General features: G+C 49.2%; 28 protein-coding genes. All 28 read left to right on the plus strand.

Annotated elements, in window-relative coordinates:
* The first annotated feature begins 331 nt into the window (after window positions 1-331).
* The 28 genes from DFP76_RS10400 to DFP76_RS10530 all read left to right on the plus strand — a co-directional run bounded on the left by DFP76_RS10400 (window position 332) and on the right by DFP76_RS10530 (window position 20955).
* Window positions 332-625, plus strand: coding sequence for a phage holin family protein (locus DFP76_RS10400; RefSeq protein ID WP_113874580.1), 294 nt, complete (start codon window positions 332-334; stop codon window positions 623-625).
* A complete protein-coding gene (locus DFP76_RS10405) occupies window positions 622-1146 on the plus strand; it encodes a hypothetical protein (protein ID WP_113874581.1) in 525 nt (174 codons plus the stop codon). Before DFP76_RS10400 ends, DFP76_RS10405 begins: the two co-directional genes overlap by 4 nt.
* Window positions 1147-1615: 469 nt before the next feature.
* Window positions 1616-2203 (plus strand): terminase small subunit, encoded by a 588-nt coding sequence (locus DFP76_RS18045; protein WP_147084196.1) that lies wholly within the window; start codon window positions 1616-1618, stop codon window positions 2201-2203.
* 55 nt (window positions 2204-2258) lie between these two features.
* Window positions 2259-4019 (plus strand): terminase gpA endonuclease subunit, encoded by a 1761-nt coding sequence (locus DFP76_RS10410; RefSeq protein WP_181799834.1) that lies wholly within the window; start codon window positions 2259-2261, stop codon window positions 4017-4019.
* Window positions 4019-4252: a gpW family head-tail joining protein gene (gene gpW, locus DFP76_RS10415; RefSeq protein ID WP_113874583.1), complete on the plus strand. Its 234-nt coding sequence runs from the start codon at window positions 4019-4021 to the stop codon at window positions 4250-4252. The genes DFP76_RS10410 and gpW overlap by 1 nt, the downstream gene beginning before the upstream one ends.
* Complete coding sequence (locus DFP76_RS10420) at window positions 4249-5604, plus strand: phage portal protein (RefSeq protein ID WP_181799835.1); 1356 nt, start codon at window positions 4249-4251, stop codon at window positions 5602-5604. The genes gpW and DFP76_RS10420 overlap by 4 nt, the downstream gene beginning before the upstream one ends.
* Entirely contained in the window at window positions 5552-6661 is a 1110-nt protein-coding gene (locus DFP76_RS10425; protein WP_113874585.1) for a S49 family peptidase, read from the plus strand. Before DFP76_RS10420 ends, DFP76_RS10425 begins: the two co-directional genes overlap by 53 nt.
* A complete protein-coding gene (locus DFP76_RS10430; protein ID WP_113874586.1) occupies window positions 6661-6996 on the plus strand; it encodes a hypothetical protein in 336 nt (111 codons plus the stop codon). Before DFP76_RS10425 ends, DFP76_RS10430 begins: the two co-directional genes overlap by 1 nt.
* Window positions 6996-7985: a major capsid protein gene (locus DFP76_RS10435; RefSeq protein ID WP_113874587.1), complete on the plus strand. Its 990-nt coding sequence runs from the start codon at window positions 6996-6998 to the stop codon at window positions 7983-7985. The genes DFP76_RS10430 and DFP76_RS10435 overlap by 1 nt, the downstream gene beginning before the upstream one ends.
* A 44-nt stretch (window positions 7986-8029) precedes the next feature.
* On the plus strand, window positions 8030-8383 hold the full coding sequence (locus DFP76_RS10440; RefSeq protein ID WP_113874588.1) for a hypothetical protein: 354 nt from the start codon (window positions 8030-8032) through the stop codon (window positions 8381-8383).
* A 1-nt stretch (window position 8384) separates the two neighbouring features.
* On the plus strand, window positions 8385-8954 hold the full coding sequence (locus DFP76_RS10445) for a hypothetical protein (protein ID WP_113874589.1): 570 nt from the start codon (window positions 8385-8387) through the stop codon (window positions 8952-8954).
* Window positions 8955-9476, plus strand: a complete 522-nt coding sequence (locus DFP76_RS10450; protein ID WP_113874590.1) for a hypothetical protein — start codon at window positions 8955-8957, stop codon at window positions 9474-9476.
* Window positions 9476-10141, plus strand: coding sequence for a phage baseplate assembly protein V (locus tag DFP76_RS10455; protein WP_113874591.1), 666 nt, complete (start codon window positions 9476-9478; stop codon window positions 10139-10141). The genes DFP76_RS10450 and DFP76_RS10455 overlap by 1 nt, the downstream gene beginning before the upstream one ends.
* 15 nt (window positions 10142-10156) lie before the next feature.
* Window positions 10157-10354 (plus strand): hypothetical protein, encoded by a 198-nt coding sequence (locus DFP76_RS10460; protein WP_113874592.1) that lies wholly within the window; start codon window positions 10157-10159, stop codon window positions 10352-10354.
* A 20-nt stretch (window positions 10355-10374) separates the two neighbouring features.
* On the plus strand, window positions 10375-10734 hold the full coding sequence (locus DFP76_RS10465) for a phage baseplate protein (RefSeq protein WP_113874593.1): 360 nt from the start codon (window positions 10375-10377) through the stop codon (window positions 10732-10734).
* On the plus strand, window positions 10706-11707 hold the full coding sequence (locus tag DFP76_RS10470; RefSeq protein WP_113874594.1) for a baseplate J/gp47 family protein: 1002 nt from the start codon (window positions 10706-10708) through the stop codon (window positions 11705-11707). Before DFP76_RS10465 ends, DFP76_RS10470 begins: the two co-directional genes overlap by 29 nt.
* Window positions 11667-12431, plus strand: coding sequence for a phage tail protein I (locus tag DFP76_RS10475; protein ID WP_181799836.1), 765 nt, complete (start codon window positions 11667-11669; stop codon window positions 12429-12431). The genes DFP76_RS10470 and DFP76_RS10475 overlap by 41 nt, the downstream gene beginning before the upstream one ends.
* Window positions 12432-12441: 10 nt before the next feature.
* The gene (locus DFP76_RS10480) at window positions 12442-12972 is read left to right on the plus strand and encodes a phage tail protein (RefSeq protein ID WP_113874596.1); all 531 of its coding nucleotides are present in this window, start codon (window positions 12442-12444) and stop codon (window positions 12970-12972) included.
* A 9-nt stretch (window positions 12973-12981) separates the two neighbouring features.
* Window positions 12982-13347 carry a hypothetical protein gene (locus DFP76_RS10485; RefSeq protein ID WP_113874597.1) on the plus strand — a complete coding sequence of 122 codons (366 nt, stop codon included), beginning with the start codon at window positions 12982-12984 and terminating at the stop codon, window positions 13345-13347.
* On the plus strand, window positions 13344-13652 hold the full coding sequence (locus DFP76_RS10490; RefSeq protein ID WP_113874598.1) for a hypothetical protein: 309 nt from the start codon (window positions 13344-13346) through the stop codon (window positions 13650-13652). Before DFP76_RS10485 ends, DFP76_RS10490 begins: the two co-directional genes overlap by 4 nt.
* Window positions 13653-13655: 3 nt before the next feature.
* Window positions 13656-14309 carry a hypothetical protein gene (locus DFP76_RS10495; protein ID WP_113874599.1) on the plus strand — a complete coding sequence of 218 codons (654 nt, stop codon included), beginning with the start codon at window positions 13656-13658 and terminating at the stop codon, window positions 14307-14309.
* A 9-nt stretch (window positions 14310-14318) separates the two neighbouring features.
* Window positions 14319-15059, plus strand: a complete 741-nt coding sequence (locus DFP76_RS10500) for a hypothetical protein (RefSeq protein ID WP_113874600.1) — start codon at window positions 14319-14321, stop codon at window positions 15057-15059.
* A gap of 8 nt (window positions 15060-15067) precedes the next feature.
* Window positions 15068-15289, plus strand: coding sequence for a tail fiber assembly protein (locus DFP76_RS10505; RefSeq protein WP_113874601.1), 222 nt, complete (start codon window positions 15068-15070; stop codon window positions 15287-15289).
* Window positions 15290-15334: 45 nt separating this feature from the next.
* Window positions 15335-15538 carry a hypothetical protein gene (locus DFP76_RS10510; RefSeq protein WP_113874602.1) on the plus strand — a complete coding sequence of 68 codons (204 nt, stop codon included), beginning with the start codon at window positions 15335-15337 and terminating at the stop codon, window positions 15536-15538.
* Entirely contained in the window at window positions 15538-16707 is a 1170-nt protein-coding gene (locus DFP76_RS10515; protein WP_113874603.1) for a phage tail sheath protein, read from the plus strand. Before DFP76_RS10510 ends, DFP76_RS10515 begins: the two co-directional genes overlap by 1 nt.
* Before the next feature lies 1 nt (window position 16708).
* Complete coding sequence (locus tag DFP76_RS10520; protein WP_113874604.1) at window positions 16709-17215, plus strand: phage major tail tube protein; 507 nt, start codon at window positions 16709-16711, stop codon at window positions 17213-17215.
* Window positions 17216-17305: 90 nt separating this feature from the next.
* Window positions 17306-17863, plus strand: a complete 558-nt coding sequence (locus DFP76_RS10525; protein WP_113874605.1) for a phage tail assembly protein — start codon at window positions 17306-17308, stop codon at window positions 17861-17863.
* Window positions 17864-17994: 131 nt separating this feature from the next.
* Window positions 17995-20955, plus strand: coding sequence for a phage tail tape measure protein (locus tag DFP76_RS10530; protein ID WP_113874606.1), 2961 nt, complete (start codon window positions 17995-17997; stop codon window positions 20953-20955).
* Window positions 20956-21012: the final 57 nt, after the last annotated feature.

The raw sequence follows: 21012 nt of genomic DNA on the forward strand, positions 1-21012 counted from the left end.
TGGTTTTTTTGTGCCTGAATGAAACGTTTTCTTTAAAAATTATCTGTGATTTGCCGCCAACATGCCGCCATTGAGTTGCTAAGGGGCTTCTCTCTAGCCCAACAAAAACAAGCCTTTAACCATTAAATGTCGCTTTCATAAGAAGAGAACGACATTCGATAAATACGCGCGTGAGGCTTGCGAGCCTAGGAATTAGCCGTTACAGTTTATTCAAGCTGTCATTCTTGTGTGTGGCGGCAACACAATTTAGAGCCTCGCTTGTTGCGGGGCTTTGTCATTTCTGGGCCTCGCATCTTGCGGGGCTTTTTCGTTTCTGGACTGGACGCACTTTATGAAATTCCTGCCCGATGAGCTTATACAAACTGCAGTTTTCGTGGTGGTCGGAGTGCTAGGTGGTGCTGTGAAATATCTTCGCGACTTTCAATACAAAGCAAAGAAATTCTCGTTAATTCATATGCTTATCGCTGTGTTCACTGGCGGTTTTCTTGGGATGCTGACCTATTTTTTGTGTACTTCTCTCAATATGGGCGGGCCACTTACTGGGTTTATGGCGGGTGTGGCAGGATTGATGGGAGACGAAGCCATAAAGCTATTCATAGATCGATTTAAGCGAGGTTTGTCATGAGTTTGGATCTGAATCAATTACGCGAATTCGTTGTGATGCCAACGCTTTCTAACCTAGGCATGTACAGCCTAGCGGCCGAGCAGTTGGTTATGGGGACGATCACGCAGGAATCGCGTGCTGTCTACTTGAAGCAGCTTGGTAAAGGCCCTGCATTGGGGCTGATCCAGATGGAGCCAGCAACACACCACGACCTTTGGGTGAACTTTATCCATTACAAACAAGCGCTTATCAGTGATTTGCGCGGTTTGTTGTCTGGTGAAGCGGATGACGTGTATGAGGTGAGTGGGGTGCCTGACCCTCTTGAGCTAGTCAGTAATTTGAAATACGCCGTGGCAATGTGTCGTGTGCATTACTGGCGTAAACCTCAGTCTATGCCGCAGGCCAATGATATAGCGGCATTAGGGGAATATTGGAAAGATCATTACAACACTTACCTGGGGGCTGGAACGGTTGAAGAGTTTATCAATAACTTTCCATCTGAGTTGTATGGGGATGGATTAAATTTGGAGAAGCAAAAATGACTACGATTTTATTAGCAATTTTTAAGACAATGCTCACTAAATTGGTGACTGAAAAGGTGTTAATTGCGGTGTTCTTACATGTGGCCGAATTCCTGACAAAAAAGAGCACGAATACTCTCGATGATAAGCTTGTTGACGAAGTAAAAAAAGCTCTCAACGAATCGTGATTTTTGTCTAAATTCGAGTGTTTTTCGTTTTGTCAAAAATTCCACAAAATGCTAACAAAATAGCTCACCTCTAATATGTGCAATAAATGTGCAAATTTGCCGTTTTTTAGGTCATTCCTGATCGATCGGTCAGCTTTTTCGGTTGATTGTAATATATTGATTTATATAGAAAAGGTACTCTCTACAGGGCCCTTTTTTCTGCGAGTCATAGACGCGCGGCCTCACAGAAATTTTTCAGAAAATGGCTTCTATTACCCATTCCCATTTAACCATAACTCTTATGAATAGAGGGTAAATCCTTTATGGCTACGAAAGCACAGCTTGCCGCTGCTTTAGATGTGAATGTGAAGACGATTCGCAATCATGAAAAAGAAGGTTATGCCGTTGTTTATGATGATTCAGACTCAATTGACATCGAAAAATCGGTACATGCTTATGTGAGTTACCTATCAGAAACTGTTCGACAGTTAAGAGCAAATAATGGGAGGAAAACGGGGGGAAGCAGAAGAAACAGTAATCAACCCAAAACCCTTGATGATTGGAAAAAAGAGAAGGAAAAGCAGGCGGCCATAAAACTCCATTTACAAAATGGTCGTGAAAGCGGTGAGTTAGTCCCTTATGACGCGCTTTTAGAGTTGGTAAATGGCCCACTTTCGATGTTTAGAAGGCGGCTTTTAGATGTACCAAACCAGTTACAAAAACGCTTAAAGCTATCTCCCAAAGAGGTGAAATCGATTGAGCAAGTCGTAGAGGGCGCTTTTGACAGTTTAAATGAGCTTGGAAATGATGAATTACCGTCGCTTATCGAGAACATTCTCGAAAAATATTCTAAGCATTACGTCCCCGCCGAAGAAGGTGCCGCTGATACCGTGGAGCAAGGAAAATTATAACTCCGATGCTCAGATTTACCCGCCTAAGTCTTTTCAAAAGGCTTGGTTGCTTGCAATGGAATCACCTTTCATTGAAAAAATAGTTCTATCTAAGAGTGCTCGGGTTGGTTATGCCATTTTTATCAATACGTCTGTGGCATGGCTGGTCTCAAATGACCCTAGCAACATCATGATTGTTCAGAACACTCAGGGCGATGCCGAAAAGTTTGCGACGAAAGAGATAGGTAAGGTGTTTAGTCACTGTGTGCCAGTGATTTCTAAGCTGTATGGCAAAAACACCACCACAGAGAAGAGCTTTTTTGGCGGTGATTTGTCCATAGTCTGGGCCACATCGGCCAGTAGCTTTAGGATGGTGACCATCAAGTATCTTTTCATGGACGAGATATCGGGTTGGACCGACAATGTAGACAAAGAGGGTGACCCAATTGATTTGGCGATCACTCGAACTGAAAGTGAAGGCCAGCGCAAAATTGTACTTGGCTCCACACCAAAGGAAGCAGGCACTTGTAAGATTACCCGCGAGTTTTTGCAAACCGATCAGCGTTATTTGTATGTGCCATGTCCACATTGTGCTTTCAAGCAGAGATTAAAATTAGAGAACTTTCGATTCTCTCCTAAAAACTACAAAAATGCCCATTTCGTTTGTATTCATTGCAGCGGCAAGATAGAAGAACATCATAAGTTCAATATGGTGGAAGCCGGTGAATGGCGTGCTACTCGTGAATTTGAATGCTGCGGCGTTCATCAGACACCAGAAAAGTGGGATGAAACCGGCAGCGCACTGTGCTGCAAATGTGGCGAACCAGGTGACACCAACGAACGTGGCAAAATAGACGCAGGCTTTCATATTTGGTCGGCTTACAACGACAACCCCAATACCTCTTTGCCATCGATTGCCGCTGAATACGATAAGGCGAAAAAAGACCCACGAAAGATGCAGACCTTCATGAACACGAAGGTGGGTGTCGAATATTCTGATGCCGCGCGAATCCACAAACTCAATAATTTTGAGGCCTTATACCAACGACGAGAATATTACTCGCCAATGGAAAGCTTACCGGAGCAAACGTGCTGTGTGCTGGCAACGATCGATACCCAAAAGGATCGGTTTGATTATCACTTTTGGGCCATTGGAGATCGCGGTGAAATGTGGGCGGTTCACTATGGCAAAGTCCATGGAGACCCAGAAGACGCCGCGACACAGCAAAGCCTCATTCATGAATTAGAAACCGAATTCACCTTATCCGATGGGCAATCCATTGGTGTGTTTGCAGCGGCCATGGACTGTAATGGTCATGCTTGGAAGGCTATGCTGGAGTTTTGCGCCCCGTATCAGGGGTGGATCTTCGCTATTCGTGGTGAAGTGAACGCCAAAACCAAATTCAAGCCAGAATTCACACTCAGCTTTAAAGTACACCCCGAAGTGAAGTGTGAGTACCGCAGCCTCAATGTTCACCAGCTTAAGAACCGAGCGGCAGAACGACTAAACAACGAAGCCCCCGGTAAAAACTACATTCACTTTCCCGTGAGTGATGTGTTTGATCTAACGTATTTCCAAATGCTCACCGCCGAGGAACTAAAAGGCAGTGGCAGCAATGTGAAATGGGACAAAAAGCCAGACCAAAAGCGCAACGAACCGTGGGATTTACTCGTGTACGTACTGTGGTTATGGGACTTTCTGCGCCCCGAAATCAAACACGCCTCCCCACAGGAACCACTAGGTCTCATTGACCCTAATGCACACAAATCCTCGGACGACGTGATAGAGAACGATTATGGCGACTACTACGAAACGTCAGATTATGGAGATTACTAATGCCGATCTATTCCACTGAAGACAATCTCAAAATCGTTCAACAAGCCATCACCGACCTAGTGCAAGGCAAGCGCAAAGTAAGAGTGGAGTACACCAACCCGCAAGGTGGTCGCACGGCTATGCAATACACAGAAGTGAGCTTGTCCGAGTTACGTGGTTTAGAGCGTCAAATGATCAGCGATTTGCAAGCCGCGCCCCTTATGGAAAGCGTTGATGTCGAGGTGCTATTTTGAGCTATTCTAGTGTTGCCAAATCCCCCTTATTCAAAGGGGCTGAATTGCATGATAACGAAAAGAGCGAAAGCCATCTTTTAAAAGAGATCACCGCCAGTCATCACCTCATTCGTAACAACCCATTATTGCGAGTAGGGGCGTCTCGCTTTCGGGCAAGCTGTATTGGTGGTGGCGCCAAACCAGTATTTGATCCTGAGTTATTCAACGAAGCTTTTATCAAACGCTTTCAAGAATGGGAGCTGTATTGTGACTTCTATGACAATACCAACTTAGCCGGTGTACAGGCATTGGCCGTCATGACCATGCTACTGGACGGCAGTGCTTTCCTAGTTCGTCGACGCACCTTGCACCCCATTCCTTTGCAAATTCAAGTTGTCAGTCCACTTAGTTTGGCAATCGATTTAGAGCTAACTGGGTCAAGTAGCTATGTTCGTGGCGGCATCATGTACGCAAAGAACGGTAAAATCAAAAAGTACGCTTTTTATAAACTGCCAAGAGACCATCCAGACTTTGATGAAGACTCGGTGAACTGGCTCCCCGCAGAAGACGTGATTCACCTGCGTGACGTCGTGCATGTGTCACAAAGCACAGCGCAACCTTGGATTTCCCCAGGGGCTGACTTCGCCAAGCAATACCAGGACAACCAAACCGTTGAAATCAAATCTCGAATGAAGCGAGTAGGGCAACAAGTGTTTGCTCTAAAAGAAGCCGAAGTGAGCCAAACGATGGCGGGTCCAAACAGCCAGAAATCCCCAAGCAAATTGGTCCATCACGCAGGCGGTGTGACCTTTCTGAATGGCGTCAAAGAAGTGAAAACCGCTTCACCAGCCGAGATCGCGGGAAATTATCAAGAGCACAACAACCAAGTGCTCCGCATGATCGCCGGTTTACTGGGTATTACCTACGAAATGCTCACAGGTGACCTAACCCAGGTGAACTACTCTAGCATTCGAGCGGGCATGATCAACCACCGCAGGCTGATTAGCCAGCTACGAGACATCATGCTTGGCCCTGCTTTTAATCGTGTGCTTGGCTGGTTTATTGACGCCTATCACCTCGCCAACACAGACGGCTTACCCAACTACTTTGAAAACCCATACACCTACCTGAATCCCACGTGGATTTGGCCAGAATGGGAAGAAATCGACCCACTCAAAGCGGCCAAGGCGCTAGTGCTCGAAGTTCAGAACGACATCACCTCATTGGAAGAAGTATCAAACAGCCGAGGTAAAACGCTGGATAAACATCTTGATGGGGTGAAACGCAGTCAGGACGCCAAACAAACAAGAGGAATACAAGATGCGCCATCTACTGCAATTGATGACGAACGCTCCGATGATGATGACGATTGACGCTCATCAGGCCAATCTCAGTTTACTTAACCAGTTTTACCTGAATCCAGAGCTGTTCTTTTCTAATGAACAAGAAACGCACAAAGACACTTTTTGCCACATCGGCATCTTTGGTCCAACGTCACACCGTTTTAATGGCCTAGACGCGCATTGTAACCAAGTACTGTCTTATCGATCGTTGCGCCAAAGCTTCAATGCCCTTGTTGAAGACGACTCCGTGAAGAGCATCTTTGTGGAATTTGATGGCCCCGGTGGAGAAGCAAGTGGTTGTTTTGATCTGGCGAACTTAATCAAAGACATTAGCGCGATCAAACCAGTGATTGGCTTCATCAATGGTGGTTCTTACTCAGCCAACTACGCACTGGCCAGTGCGTGCACTGAACTGTATGCCAGCCCTCACAGCATGGCCGGTTCCATTGGCGTGATCTTTGGTCGCCGTGAAGTTCACAACGACAAAGAAACCATTACCTACTTCACCACAGGGGAAGCCAAAGCCGATGGCTCACCGCATTTGGCATTGAGTGACGAAGAGCGAGCGAGACACCAGACCATGGTTAACCAACTAGGCGATGCGTTCTTTCAGCTAGTGGCTCACAACCGAGGTATCGAAGCGGCTCAGGTGCAAGCCCTTCAAGCGAAATCCTTTACCGCTCGTGACCTACTGGCTCACGGTTTAATTGACGACATCAAAACAGAGGAAGAAATCCACGCCATGATGACAGACGCAAAGCACAAGCGAATTGTCGCCGAGATTCAAGCCACTCATGAGGCTGAAACAGCCGACATGAAAGAACAGATCCAAGCGCTACAAACCTCGCTGCAATCACAGGAAAGCTCACACAAAGAGCTCGCCCAGAAAATTAACCAGCTTGCCCAAGCCGCCGGAGTACCAGAAATGGCAGGGCAACTTATTCAAGACAACGCCAGTGAAGAAGCGGCAGCAAAAGCGCTAAAGGAAGCCGCCGCTAAAAAGGACGAAGACATTTCATTAACCAGCGGGTTGGAGTCATCCAAGGATGAAGACTACGACATGCTACAACTGATTGAGGAAGCGTAATGCAAGAGATTCATAACAAAGTCTCCGAGTCGCTGATTCTTCTTTGGGCTCATGAACAAGGGGAAATGTGCATTAAGCAAATCGATGCAGCGGCTTCCCAACCAGAGTGGGCTATCGTGACAAAAGAAGGTGAAGCCTTGTCCGTATCTGATGAAAACTACGATGGCAGTGATGCCTACGGTATTCATGCGGGTGGCGGCAAAGTGTACTGGGCCAATTGCGTATTCAATACGCTCTACATTGCGTGGCCAGAAGGGGTGACCGAGCCAATCAAGGCCTTGATCACCGAACAGCTTGAAAAAGCATTCATCGTTATCAAAGAAGGGTCACAGTAATGGAAAGAGAATTATTCGATCACGAGGCGTTTTCAAACGTCGCTCTCACCGCGGGCTTTAATGCTTCCGTTCACATTGATGCTGCCGTGCTGGACATGTTCACAGTGGAAAATGTAGAGCATCGTAATGTCATGATTGTGAAGTCAGGCCAACAGCTTCAAGTCTTGATGCCAGGTGAAATCGGCCAAAACCCCAACATCGACGAACACGATGCCGAAAGCGCGGTACCGGTGCATTTGATTCGCTATCCGTTTGATACGCGAATTGTGCCAAGTGATTTAACACGCATTGCTTCTTTGCGTGATAAAAAAATCAAAGCTCAAGAATTAGCGGCTTTGGTCAAAAGTCACATGGGCAAGCACAAAGACAACCATCGCTACACGGCTGCTTTTACCGCCTATTCCGCATTGAAAGGAAAGGTGAAAAACAAGAAAAACAAAGTGCTGATCGATCTTCACAAAGTGCTGGGTGTAGAAGAGCGCAAGCTGGATTTGAAACTAGGTACAGCCGGCACAGATGTTCCCAAATTGCTAAAAGCGCTTCGTAAACAAACGGTTGATAATGCCAAAAAGCACGGTCACTTAACCCTGCAAGGCGTCGAGTGTCGTATTGGTCAAGAAATGATTGAACGAATCTTGAATCACGACAGCATCAAAGCGTTTTACAGTGAAGAAATCCACGCCAAACGTGTGGTGGCTTTCGCGGATGACCCAAGTGAAATCAATATTTGTGGTATCAAATTCATTGCGGACGAAGCCGATGAAGTGGTCACCAAAGGCGCCTCTTTCCCAGTAGGCATCAAAGGCTTATTTGGAATGCTCCGAGCACCTGCGGACGTGCTGCACGCCAGCTCTGCAAAAGCCCGTGAATGTCACATCACCACCAAAGAGCTAGACCACGACGAAGGTTTGGAAATTCGCTCTCGTGCGATTTACTTGCCGATCGCTCGTGATCCTTCCTTGTTAGCAGAAATCTTCTCTTCCAACTAGCCATTCTCCTTCCAAATACTTAATCAAAATCACATGAGGCGTTTATGAATCTCAGGCACCATGCTGACTTAGACGCCTTAAAAAGTGACATTGATGAGTTGTTTGGCATACAGGCGACATGGCTCTCTAAAGCCGGGCAAACCGGCACACTGACAGGGACGTTCTCTTTTATCGAAAAAGAAATACACACTCACTCAAAGGCAAAGCAAGCGGGTCAAATCTACCTAGATACCGTGATTGCCACGTTCTGCGTTAGACCAAACCAATGTGTGTGTGAAGACGGTGACACGCTGCAGATAGATGGTGTGGATTATCTGATACTACCTTTCAACAAAGGGGAATTTGAAACGGTATTACCCCTTAAAGTGACCCAACAAAAAGACCACAGCTGGCGCTGACATGATTTTAGAAATTCATTTAGGAAGCGAAATCGCTGAATTAGAAGAGCAGCTCGAGCTATCCGTTCGTCAGTTGCAGAAGGCCGTCACCCGCACGCTAAAGAAAACGGCTCGTTGGCTAGAAACCCACACCAAACGAGAGCTGGGTGTGGCGTTAGCCGTACCACAGCGAGTTTTGGCGGCGCGCTACTACAAAACCTTTTATCTAAAAAATGGAGAGCGAACGGTGAGTGTTTGGTTTGGCTTAGCCCCCATTTCCGTTTATTCACTTGGTAAAGCCAGACAAACCGATGTTGGTGTCAGAGTGGGTAAGCATCATTTTGTAGGGGCCTTTATCGCGACGATGAAGTCCGGCCATACCGGCATCTTCAAAAGAAAATATGCCGCTGGTGGCCAGCGCACCAAACGACAAGACGGACAATGGACAGAGTTGCCCATTGAAGCCGTCACTATGGAAATTGATAAGATTGCGCAACCCATCATTGAACGCTATCACGCCAGAGCCGAGGCGCGATTCAAGCAGATACTCAAGCAAGAAATACATTTTGCAATGAACATAGAGGGGCAGTGAGTGGCAACCCATATCAACTTAAGCGATGTACACCAAGCCATCATCGATGCCCTGAAAGCGCGCTTCCATAGAGTCACCATAGACAGCTATGACCCAAATGACAATCTCGAAACGCTCGCTCCGGCGTGCTTGCTGAATATAGAAGAATTACCCAAAGCCCCAGATGTGGGCGATGGCCGTTATCCTGTTGTGGCGCAACTTGCCATCCATTGTGTACTGGGGCGAGAAGTGCCAAACCTACAAATAGAGCTCCAAGAGTTTGCCGTCGCCGTTTCCCAATTTGTTTATGAAAAGGGCATCTGGTTAACCGGTTCTGTAGTTGAAAAACCGTTCAACATCGAAGCCTACCCCGGCAACTTTCGCAAAGAAACTCAAGGTGGCTTTGATTCATGGGTAGTGAATTGGGAGCAAAAACTCTACCTCGGCGCGTCCACTTGGCAGCCCGAAACGATCAAAAGCGGCATTCGATTAGCAACCAACCCAATCGATGAAAACGACCAAGACGAGTACCGGAGTATTTAATGCGACAGCTTGTTGAAGCCATGGTGCGAGATATGTTGTCCCCATACCTAGATCGCATTGAAGAACTCAGTGAAGAAACTGAAGACCTAAGAAGACGCCTTCAAAGCGCAATTCGTTTGGGCTTTGTCAGCGAAATACATGAATCCAATACGTTAATTCGAGTTCAGCACGGCGCATTGAAAAGCCCCTTCATTCGGTGGTTTTCTTCTGCAGCAGGCGCGACCACAGATTACCGTTGTCCATCACTAGGAGAGCAAGCGGTATTACTGAATTACGGAGCTGGAAACAACGGCACACAAACCGTCGCATTGATAGGTTTATTCAGCGACACCTTTCCAGCCTCAAGTCAGGATGCCAATGAAATTATCCGCTGTTATCCAGACGGGTCTTTGGTGTCATATCACACTCAAAAGCATCAAATGACCATCAAATCGGTTGGAGACCTAAGCATCAATGTAGGTGGCTCAGCCGTGGTCGCCGTGGAGCAAAATGCAACCGTCGACGTAAAGGGCAAAACCGCACTGAAATCTTCTGGTGATACCACAGTAGACGCGGCAAACATCAAATTAAACGGTGGTACTGGTGTCGTTACGGGTGCACACAAATGCATGATCACAGGCTTACCCCATGCAGACTGTTCATCCACCGTCACCGCAGCTAAGTGATAGGAGACAACCTAGATGGCATTAAATCCAGAGAAACTGGCATTAGACATTGAGGCTGCCATGCAAGCCAAAGGCTTTGATCCACTCGCGAACAAAGCCGCAGGGCATGAATGGTGGTTAGCCTTTGCGGAAGGCATTGTGAATCACATTACACAAAACGCCGAGGTTGCCGTGGCAAGTGGTTCATCGGCAGGTACCTACAAAGTCACTTAATAACAACAGAAGGTGAGCGCATGATAGGCATTGATCGTAAAACTGGAAGGACAATACAAGACTTTGAACAGCTCGTTAGTCGCATCACACAGGTGATGACCACACCCAAAGCAGGGCGAGTGAAACGCGCCAACTTTGGCAGCGATGTTAGGCAATACTTAGGCGCGAATATGACAGACAGCACCTTAATTCGTCTTCAATCGGCCGCCATTGAAGCCTTCTATGAACCCGAAAATGGCTTAACGGATTTTGTGCCTTCACGCTGTGTTGCCAGGCGTTTAACCAATGGCCTTGCTCTGTATTTTGAAGGGCAATGGAAGGGAAAGAAAATAGAATTTGAGGTACCACTGGATGTTTCCCCATCAAAATCCACTGCCTAAACCTGAGATCATCAAAACCCCCAGTTTCGATAACTTATTTCAGACCATTAAAAACAATGTGTTGGGTTACCTGCAAGAACATGCCCCAGACGACGTGGAAGCCGTAGCGGAAACCTTTGCGAATCAAGCGGAGCTTATGACCAAGCTTACAGAAGCTTTCACCGTGATATTGCAAAGCCATTTTCGACAAATGAATGCGCAGGCTCTGCAAATGTTTGGCATGTACGCTACAGATGACGACATGGTCGATCTGATCGTAAGCCAGCTTGGAATTGAACGACAGATTATTGATGAGGGCGACCCAAATGCCTTTCCTAAAGTACCAGCCACCATGGAAAGCAACGATGCACTTTTAACTCGGTATTACCTAGCGGTGTATGCCTTAGCCACGACGGGGACGCGGTCGGGTTATCGCTTCAATGCCATGACGCTAGGCGGCCGCCCAAAAATGACCGTTGAAAGCAATGAAACGAAAAAAGTCATTGTCACCTACGAGTTTGAAGAGCACGACATGGCAGGGCAAACCAAAGACGCCCAAGCTCGCCAAGTGGCTCCAGGTGAAGTGGATTGCTACATCCTATCTCACTCAGGCAATGGCACACCAAGTAACGAGCTATTGCAAGCCACTCAGGCTTATCTTGAACGAGATGACATCGCGCAAGAAACCGATTTACTCACCGTCAAGGCACCAGCCATCGTGAACTGGTCATGCGAAGCCGTACTTTACATCCGCACGGGCCCTGATGCAGATGTTGTAAAAGCCGCAGCAGAAAAAGCCATAAAAGAGTATGCAGAGCAACAGCATCGACTTGGCGGCAATATCGAACTTTCTATGCTTTACAGCGTGTTGCTTAAAACCACTGGCGCTCATCGAGGCGACATAGTGCAACCTAATCAGCCGTTGCGTTGCCAATACAACGAGGCACCTTACCTTGAGTCAGTCAAATTTACCGTCAACACTGAAAACCTATAGTGTCCTACCGGATAATCGTAGTTCACTAGAACGTGCCCTAGAGCTTGTTTTGAGTGAAGCCCTGTATTCGATTAATCATCCATATCCTGAACTGCTATATGCGTATAAAACTCAAAAAGAAGTAGTTTCTAACCTAGCTGCTGAAAAACAAGTGCCGATTTGGGATACGGAAGATACAGAGCAAGTTAAACGGAATTTAGCAGGGAATGCTTGGAAAGTTCGGCAGTTGAGCGGCACCAAAGCGGGGCTGGCGCTGGCTTTAGAATCGTTTGAATTCTTAAGCGAAATAAAATCTTGGTATCAACAAGTACCAAAAACAGAGCCGTATAGCTTAGACATTGTTGCGTGGGAAAAGGGTAACAAGCCCGTAAATGTGACCAATGCTAAAAAGCTTATGGCCTACATAGAAAACACCAAATCAGAGCGTGACAACATTGAACTGTCCTTGATGTTTGGGGTGGAAACAAGCTTAGGGTTGGTGGGAGCGCGAGCGCCATCAATCAATGTAAAAGAGGCCCAGGCAGGCGCCAACCTTTGGCCAATGCCGAAAGCGAGTGTGTCGTTATCCATTGCTGCCGCCATTCCGCCAGCGGTAACCATTCAGCCGCTTAACCTTCAAGCCTTCATTCCCGTGATCAAAAGTTATGGCCAGCTAGGTATAACCGCATCAGCAAGCCATCACAGCTTCACCATTTCACCAGTGCATGCCAAAGCCATTATTTAAGGTAAATCAAATGAGTGACCAACTTAGTTTAGTGATAACCCATAAGGGGTTAAATGAATGTATTAGCGCAAAAGGAAAGGGAATAGAAGCGCGCTTGAAATGGGTTTCAGCGGGTGACCGAGCCTATACGCCAAATCCAGATCAAACCACTTTAGTAAATGAAATTCAGCGTGTTGAATTTGGAGAATACAAAGACACCGGAGCCAGCCAACTACAAGCTGTCGCCAAGTTCAGTGGGCCGCAAGAATATCCAATCAAAGAACTGGGCTTTTGGTTAGAAACAGGCACCTTATTGGGCGTGATTTCAGCACCCGATACAACGCTCAACTACAAAGCCAAAGATGGTCACTGTATCCAGCCTATCACGTTGGACTTGAGTGCCTTACCCAGCGAAACCGTCACCGTAGTCGTGGGAACAGAAAACTTAAACATACTCATTGAAGATGAGTTTACTAAAATGGCAACGGCTCAAGTACAGACGATGCACCGACAAATCTTGCAAGAGTTTCGTTTGTTGGATTTGGAAAAGCGACTCCGGTAGAGGTGTTTAATGACAGATCAAACTCTATCAATTGTTGCTGGTACCACCTTTGATTTTGAACTGACTTGGGAGACGCAAAACGCAGATGCTGAGCTTGAGCCTGTCGATATAACAGGATGCCAGGTCGTTCTACAAATACGTAATGCGGTGGATGATTCGCTTTTACTAAGCTGCTCAACGCAAGCTGGGGAAGTAACCGTAACCGACCCTCTATCTGGAAAAATGCAGTTTCATATAGCACCAAGCAAAACCGCGAATCAAGATGTTACGGCATGGAAAGAAGCCCGCTGGGAAGTCAGAGTGATCTTCCCTAGTGATGATGTATATAGCTTGGTGAGGGGGTGGGTTAAGTTAATTTTTGGAGTGGTGAGATGAACAACAATATCAATCGAGTGGTTATCAAACACAGCGTAAAGCACCTCGTCCATCTTCAAATGGGTAGTAACCGAGTTACCGTCCACCAAGAATCTAGCCCAAAAATAAACGTGATTTCTTTAGGTGCTCAGGGGCCAGTAGGTAGCATTGCTGAAAATGTATTGGCAATGGCACAAGAAGCCAAAACGCTTGCTAGTGAAGCAAAGGAAAAAGCCCTCGAAGCCAGCCAAAGTCATCTAAACATGGTCAGCAGTATGAGCCTAACCCTAAACCATTTTATAGGCGCAATTGAAGCGCAGGAGTAGCGGATGGCAGAACCACAAAGCCCTATCGAATTGATGCTAAGCAAACTCAGTACGCTCTTAGGAACCATTGATGGGAAGCTCCGAAATAAGCTGGATAAATCGGGCGGTACCATTGATTACTTAACCGTGACAAATCGCTTAGCGGCAACGGCTGATCATGCTCACGCGTTGAAAGTTGCAAGACTGTTTAGCTTGGTTGGTGATGGCACTGGCCAAGTGTCCTTTGATGGTTCGGGTGATGTTGAAATCACCTTGAGCATTGCCGAATTAGCAAACAAAGCTGACAAAGCGGTGACCTATAGCAAAGATGAAGTGAATCAGCTTTTTAATAATCTGATTGGTATGTCACCACCAGAGCTAGACACCATCTACGAATTAGCAGAAGCGCTTAAAGGCAATAAAGACAGCATTGGGACGATACTCACAGAACTGGCAAAAAAAGCAAATAGCGCAGATGTGTATGACAAAGTCACGGCGGATGCGCGCTATCTGCTTAAAGGTGCCAAGTCAGAAGACTCAAAGCTACTTGATGGCAAAGCACCAGCTTATTACGCGAAGCAAACGGACTTAAACGCCACAAACCAAGAGCTCACGAATGTGATTGAACAATTAACCGCCGCTTTCGACAGTGGCACAAACAAAATTAATGGTGTGTAGGAGAGTATTATGAGTACACAAGATACAGCCGCTTTAATCGAATCGGTCAACAAAATGACGGATACGGTGAGTGGTAAGGTTGGAGAGATTGATGCAAAATCACTCGAATTAGAGCGTCGAGTTGATGATAGTTTGGACGCGTTAAATTTACGATTGCCGCGGCTGTTAGTGACTAAGAATATGCAAATGATGGATGGAAATGACGATGGTCTGCCGGACGACTGGGGGGTTGCAGCGGATGTTGACGGTGAGTTAATTTTTTCTGTTGTGCAGAGCTCGCAGGCGGCTGGGCGGACACAAGCTGTTGTAGATATGCTAGATGAGATAGAGCGGGATATAAGGGAGGTTTATCCTGATTTTGATATTAGATCGAGCGAATATTATAGAGTTCCATTTAATGTTTGGCGGTTCTCTTGGTCTACTAAAAATACGTCGTGGCTGGCTTATCCGTATTCATCGGATGTGGGATCTGTAGGTTCTCTGTCAGTGTCTAATAATAGCTATGTGACGATGGGAGCATTTGTTCGTGTCGTCAGTGGTTCTTCTTGGGGTCGCTGGTGTAATGGTTCTACTATTGGAAAGTGGCGCTGGTGTTCGTTTGTTGTTGAACCGACGGGGGAGTTCGGTGCGTATACTGTATCCCATCCGTACCGAGGTACAGATGAGGGTGTGGTTGAGGTTGCTCTTGCGGGAGTGTGTACAGGGGTTGTTGATCATCCGTCTCAGTGGTTTTCTATGTATCAAAGTTAGGGGTTGTTATGATTGATTTAGAAAGAGAAATGCATCCCATTGTAAAATGGCGAAATATTAAAACACGGCGCTTTCAGCTGTTGGTTGAGTCAGACTACACCCAAATGCCGGATTCTCCACTGTCCGACGAAAAGAAAAAAGAGTGGGCAGATTATCGCCAAGCCTTACGCGATATTCCAAACATTTACGACAACCCAGACGATGTGGTCTGGCCAACAAAACCTGAATAAATAACCCCAGCCGCGAAAGCGGTTTTTTTACGTCTGGAGAAAGCCATGACCACCAAAAAGCCCGCCACCACGCGGCAGAAATACCAAGTAAAAGCCCCATACCAATGCCCAAATACCAAGCATTGGCACCAAGTGGGCGACCGCGTCGAGCTGCTACCAAGCGAAGCCGACTTCCTCATGCTTAGCGGCAAAATCGCCACAGCGACCGATGCCAACAAAAGCGCCACCAAAACCAAAGGAGAGGCCTAATGCCAGAAATCGCATCCTTCGTACACAACGGCATCAGCGTAGAAACCCACTCAGCGCCGCCGCCAATGGGGCCATTAGGTGGCGTAGTCATCGGCGTAGTGGGCACCGCCCCTGACGCCCACGAAAGCTACGCCAAAAACACCCCCATTCGAGTTGCCAACATGGCCGCCGCGGCCAAACTCGACACAGTGGGAGACGAACGCGGCACCCTATGGCGCACCTGTTACGAGCTGCTCCGCATCGTTTCCGTACCCATCTACGTCATCATCGTAGAAGAGGGCAACGATGTCGCCGACACCACCAACAACATCCTCGGCAGCATTGATCCAACAACAGGCCAGCGAACCGGCATCCAAGCCCTAGCCGACTGCATGGAAGTCCCCACCCACATCGCCGCACCGGGGTTCAACACCAAACCCGTAGCCGATGCACTCGCCGCCATGGGCAAACGCCTCTTTGCCATCCCAGTGGGAGACGGCCCCAACACCAACGACAACCAAGCCGTAGAATACTCAAAATCATTGGGTGGCGAAGGCACAGGCTACGACGCTTACTACCTAGTCGATCCGTTTGTGTCGGTCTACAGCCAAGCGGCGAAAGGCAACGTCTACTTCTCAGCCGCCGCCATCGCCCTCACATGCTTTGCACGGGTCAACCCATGGGAAAGCCCAGCCAAAGGTGGCATGGGTGTTTTAATCGACGGCACCGCGCGCACCATCGACTACAACATCATGGACAAAGCCACCAATGGCGACCTAATGAACCGCTTTGGCTTATCCTACTTTGCCCGCACCTCACTCGGTGGCTTCTCACTCATAGGCAACCGCTGCGTCATGGGGCGCTTCGTATCACAAGTGGGCTTGGAATACACCATCATTCGCAAACTGGCCAAAACCGCCCAGCGCGCCATGGCTCGTAACCTCAGCGAATCCTTCATGAACCAAGAAATTGAAAAACTCAACTTCTGGCTCAAATCCCTACAAGCCGACGAAACCATCATGGGCGCACAAGTCTACCTGCACCCAACCCTCAACAACGTCGAAAACTACACCAACGGCGAATGGCACATCGCCATCAAATACCACGGCTACGCGCCAAACGAACACATGGTGTACCACCTAATCGAAGACGTAGGCATCGTCGAATCATTCCTAGAAGGAGTTCTCTAACATGGCAGGACAACGCACCCGCATCAGCCGCATGGCCATCATCAACGGTGAACCGCTCATCAAAGAACTGGACGAATTCACCCCGCCCGAAGTCAAAAAAACCATGCAAGAAACCCGAGGTGGCTCCTTCATCCCCGGTGAAATCATGGTTGGCCTCGAAAAAATGACTGCCAAATACAAAATCAAAGGCGCCAACCAAGCCCTGCTGTCAGCCTTTGGGCTGGCCGATGGCGAAATGTGCCAGGTCAACGTCAACGAATCCCACCAAGACGAAGACGGCAACCACTTCGCCATCAAATACAGCATCACAGGGGAAATCACCGGCGTCACCGAAGCCGCCAGCAAAATGGGCGAACTGCCAGACCACGAAATTGAAATGACAGTCAGCGCCTACAAAAAAACCGAAGCGGGCAAAACCCTTTACGAAATCGACCGTAACGCCCAAATCCTCAACCTTGGCAACGGTGACCTACTGGCCGCCCACCGTCGCAACGTCGGCTTGCCGTAAACACTCGCCAGCAAACCACTTCATCCCAACCCAAAGCGCCACCTAGGCCACTAGGTGGCACTCCCAAACAACACACCAAAGAGAACCCCCATGTTCCAACCACAAAAACACACACTCGTCTGGCCAACCAAAAGCGACAAAGGCGAACCCATCGCCCACGTACATTACCAACCCCTCACCATGGGGCAGCACCGAACACTGTCAGAACAGCACAAAAACAACGACACCCAGCTCCTGCGTGCCTGCATCAGCGCCAGCACCGGCCTAAGCGAAACAGAAATCAAAAGCCTCGTCACCCCAGACTACACCAGCATCCAAAACCAAGTGCTAGAGCTGATGAATGCCACCGCCAGCCAACTTATAGAAGGCGAATTCGACAGCGCCGCGCCAACCTTACTCATCCCCATCCAAAGCGACAGTGGCCAACAGAAAACCCAATACACCCTCAAACCGCCCACCGTCGCCACCACCGACCTAATGGACACCCACGCCAACGAATGGGAGCGCACCATCTTCATCAGCTCAAGCTGCACAGGCTTCAGCCAAAGCGAACTAGAACGGCTCAGCCTGTCAGACTGGAACCAACTGCAAGAGCGACTCATTGATTTTTTGCAACAACCGGCGGCTTACTTTCACCCAAAGACATAGAAACCCTGACCGACATCATCCCGCTGGTTTACCACGTACCACCGTCTGAAATCTTAAACTGGCGCATCGACGAAGCCATGCGCCGCTACCACCTAGCCGCCGCCAAACTAGGAATACAAAAGAGGTAAACCGTGGCTGACTCCAAAATCTCCATCGCACTTTCCGCCGTCGACAAATTCACCAAACCCGCGAAAAACATCATCCAAACAGCAGGGAAGCTAGAACACCAAATCACCCAAACCGACAAACACCTAAAAGGCCTAAGCGACCAACAAAACCTAATCACCCGCTTCAAAAAACTCACCGCAGGCCTAGACCAAACCCGCGCGGCCATGAAACAAGCCGCCCAACAAACCAACCAACTCAAACAAAACCAAACCAACGCCAAAGCCGCACTGGCACAACACACCACAGCTCTAGACCAAGCCGAGCGCAGCGTCCTAAAACTGGCCAAAACCCAAGGCGCACACGCCGAACAGCTCGCCCAAGCCAAACAACACGTAAAACAACTCACCCAAGCCCAAAGCGCCGCCACCAAGCAATACTCGGCCGAACTCGCCAACGCCCAAAAACAAGCCTTAAACACCGCCAAAGCCTACGGTGCCGAGTCCAAACAAGCCAAAGCGGCCACTGCCAAGGTACAACAACTCACCAAAGCCAAAGCCATAGCCGCCAAGCAACAGGCCACCGCGCTGGCGAACGCCCAAAACAACGTCAAAAAAGCCGCAGCAGCCTATGGCGCGCATTCCCAACAAGTCAAAGCCGCCACCGCCAAGGTACAACAACTCACCCAAGCCAAAAAAGCCGCCGAAAAAACCTACAAACAAGAACAAGCCCAGCTCAAAAACGCCCAAATTAAAAGCACCCAGCTCACCAACGCCTACGGCAAACAAGCCAAAGAACTAGGCGGATTACGCAAAGACATGAGCGCCGCTGGCTTGAAAATGAATTCACTCGGCGCACAAGAGCTCAAACTCGCGCGCCAAACCGACCAAGCCAGCCAGGCACTAGACCGCCAAAAAGCAAAACTGCAAAAAATCCAAACCCTAAAAGGGCGCATAGCAGACAGAAACGCCCAAAAAGGCGAACTCGTCGGCCAAGCCGTTGGCCTTGCCGTCAAAACCGCGCCGCTCATCATGGCAAGCAAACGTGCCGTCGAATACGAAAGCACCTTTGCCGACGTCAAAAAAGTCGTCAACTTCACCGACCAAAAAGAAGAAGCCCAATACCGCACCCAAATGATGAAACTGGCAGGGCGGCTAGGCGTAGAACAACAAGGCATCGCCGACATCGTCACCGCCGCAGGCCAATCCGGCATCGAAAAAGACCAACTCTTACAATTTGCCGAATCCGCCACCAAAATGAGCGTCGCGTGGGACGTATCCGCCGAAGAAGCCGGCAGCACACTCGCCACATGGCGCGCCGCCATGGGCCTCACCCAAAAGAACGCCCTAGACCTAGCCGACAGCACCAACTACCTCAGCAACAACATGAACGCCAAGGCAAAAGACATTGCCGCCGTCATGGTGCGCCAAGGCTCCACCGCCATGGGTGCAGGGCTTAACTACAACCAAACCGCCGCGCTCTCCGCCAGCCTCATCGCCGGTGGTGCCACCCAAGAAGTCGCCGCCACCGCCCTCAAAAACATCACCGGCCGCCTCACCACAGGCTACGCCGCCACCGCCGCCCAACAAGACGCCATGGGGCGCATCGGCTTTGATGCGGAAGAGCTCGCGGACATGATGCAACAAGACGCCCAAGGCACGCTGGTGGAAGTCATGCGTGGCCTACAAGACGTCAACGCCACCGACCGAGGTGCCGTCATTTCCCAACTCTTTGGGGAAGAAGTAAAAGGCGCGGTCGCCAAACTCGTAACCACACTCGATGACGACAAAAACGGCCTCGTCGCCGCCTTTGCCAAAGTCGCCAACCAAGCCGACCGAGCCAACAGCGTCAACGACGAATACGCCAACCGTGCTGCCACTCGTGGCCACAAACTCGCCATGCTCGGTGCCAAATTTGACCGCATGACCATAGTGTTAGGCGACCGACTCTTACCCGTACTCGACGCCGTCTTACCGCCACTCATGACCGCCGTAGACGGCATCGCCAACTTTGCCGAAGCCAACCCCAAGCTCACCAGCAGCTTGCTGGGCGTGGCCGCTGCCATCGCCGCCGTAAAAGCCGGCGCCATCGCCTTCAAACTCGCCAAACTCACCCTTGGCAACGGCCGTGACCGACTCAACCTTGGGCGCACCAAACTCAACCTAAGCACCGACCAAACCACACAAAGCGCCAACCGAGCATCACGCTCCCTAGACCGACTCAACCGCAAACTAAACGGACTCGGCGCAGGCGCAGGGTATGGCGGCAGAGCAAGAAGGGCAGGCGCAAGAACAGCAAACAGCGGAAACACACGAGGAAGCAGCCGACTCGCCACCCTCAGATACCATGAAGAACACATTGCCGACGCCAACACCACCCGCCAACGCGCGGGTGGTCGAAAAGGCAGCCGAATAGCTGGCCGTTTTGGCAAACTCAGCGGCTTTACAGGCCTAAAAAGCGCAGGGCGATTCTTCCGACCGCTGGACATGGCCATGCAGGGCATGAGCCTCGCCTCCGCCATATCCCAAGGCAGCGGCACCGACATCGGCGCGACCGCAGGGGACATGGTAGGGGGAATGGGCGGCGCGGCGGCGGGTGGCCTAGCCGGAGCCGCCATAGGTTCCGTCGTGCCCATTATCGGCACTGCCATTGGTGGTTTAGTTGGCTCCATCGCAGGTGGCATGGGCGGTGGCTCTTTGGGGGAATGGATAGGCGGCAAACTGGGCGGCTGGTTCTCCGAAGACAAAACCGACCAACCCGCACCAGATGCCATCGCCAAGCAAAGCCAACAGCTACAAAACAACAACAAAAGCATGACCTTCGCGCCAACCATCCACCTTACACCAACAGGCAACTCAAGTTACGACCAACAGCTCAGTGACCAAGTGATAGAAAGACTCAAAGCCGAATTTGGCTATAGCGCCATGGGCAACATGGACGTGGCGACAAGGGCCGATGGAAGCTTGGGGGATAAGCGAGGGAGTTAGGTTCTTAGTGCCTTTCAACGGTTTGAAAGGCACTGGTAAGTCAATAGATCTAATTTG

It is taken from the genome of Marinomonas aquiplantarum, assembly GCF_003314975.1.
Taxonomy (GTDB): Bacteria; Pseudomonadota; Gammaproteobacteria; order Pseudomonadales; family Marinomonadaceae; genus Marinomonas; species Marinomonas aquiplantarum.

Bases quoted from the DNA above. Each gene is read 5' to 3' on its own strand.
- DFP76_RS10400 (WP_113874580.1), top strand. From the start codon at position 332: ATGAAATTCCTGCCCGATGAGCTTATACAAACTGCAGTTTTCGTGGTG.
- DFP76_RS10445 (WP_113874589.1), top strand. From the start codon at position 8,385: ATGATTTTAGAAATTCATTTAGGAAGCGAAATCGCTGAATTAGAAGAG.
- DFP76_RS10480 (WP_113874596.1), top strand. From the start codon at position 12,442: ATGAGTGACCAACTTAGTTTAGTGATAACCCATAAGGGGTTAAATGAA.
- DFP76_RS10495 (WP_113874599.1), top strand. From the start codon at position 13,656: ATGGCAGAACCACAAAGCCCTATCGAATTGATGCTAAGCAAACTCAGT.
- DFP76_RS10465 (WP_113874593.1), top strand. From the start codon at position 10,375: ATGATAGGCATTGATCGTAAAACTGGAAGGACAATACAAGACTTTGAA.
- DFP76_RS10405 (WP_113874581.1), top strand. From the start codon at position 622: ATGAGTTTGGATCTGAATCAATTACGCGAATTCGTTGTGATGCCAACG.
- DFP76_RS10500 (WP_113874600.1), top strand. From the start codon at position 14,319: ATGAGTACACAAGATACAGCCGCTTTAATCGAATCGGTCAACAAAATG.
- DFP76_RS10510 (WP_113874602.1), top strand. From the start codon at position 15,335: ATGACCACCAAAAAGCCCGCCACCACGCGGCAGAAATACCAAGTAAAA.
- DFP76_RS10440 (WP_113874588.1), top strand. From the start codon at position 8,030: ATGAATCTCAGGCACCATGCTGACTTAGACGCCTTAAAAAGTGACATT.
- DFP76_RS10430 (WP_113874586.1), top strand. From the start codon at position 6,661: ATGCAAGAGATTCATAACAAAGTCTCCGAGTCGCTGATTCTTCTTTGG.
- DFP76_RS10460 (WP_113874592.1), top strand. From the start codon at position 10,157: ATGGCATTAAATCCAGAGAAACTGGCATTAGACATTGAGGCTGCCATG.
- DFP76_RS10490 (WP_113874598.1), top strand. From the start codon at position 13,344: ATGAACAACAATATCAATCGAGTGGTTATCAAACACAGCGTAAAGCAC.
- gpW (WP_113874583.1), top strand. From the start codon at position 4,019: ATGCCGATCTATTCCACTGAAGACAATCTCAAAATCGTTCAACAAGCC.
- DFP76_RS10435 (WP_113874587.1), top strand. From the start codon at position 6,996: ATGGAAAGAGAATTATTCGATCACGAGGCGTTTTCAAACGTCGCTCTC.
- DFP76_RS10505 (WP_113874601.1), top strand. From the start codon at position 15,068: ATGATTGATTTAGAAAGAGAAATGCATCCCATTGTAAAATGGCGAAAT.
- DFP76_RS10525 (WP_113874605.1), top strand. From the start codon at position 17,306: ATGTTCCAACCACAAAAACACACACTCGTCTGGCCAACCAAAAGCGAC.
- DFP76_RS10410 (WP_181799834.1), top strand. From the start codon at position 2,259: ATGGAATCACCTTTCATTGAAAAAATAGTTCTATCTAAGAGTGCTCGG.
- DFP76_RS10455 (WP_113874591.1), top strand. From the start codon at position 9,476: ATGCGACAGCTTGTTGAAGCCATGGTGCGAGATATGTTGTCCCCATAC.
- DFP76_RS10485 (WP_113874597.1), top strand. From the start codon at position 12,982: ATGACAGATCAAACTCTATCAATTGTTGCTGGTACCACCTTTGATTTT.
- DFP76_RS10470 (WP_113874594.1), top strand. From the start codon at position 10,706: ATGTTTCCCCATCAAAATCCACTGCCTAAACCTGAGATCATCAAAACC.
- DFP76_RS10520 (WP_113874604.1), top strand. From the start codon at position 16,709: ATGGCAGGACAACGCACCCGCATCAGCCGCATGGCCATCATCAACGGT.
- DFP76_RS10425 (WP_113874585.1), top strand. From the start codon at position 5,552: ATGCGCCATCTACTGCAATTGATGACGAACGCTCCGATGATGATGACG.
- DFP76_RS10515 (WP_113874603.1), top strand. From the start codon at position 15,538: ATGCCAGAAATCGCATCCTTCGTACACAACGGCATCAGCGTAGAAACC.
- DFP76_RS18045 (WP_147084196.1), top strand. From the start codon at position 1,616: ATGGCTACGAAAGCACAGCTTGCCGCTGCTTTAGATGTGAATGTGAAG.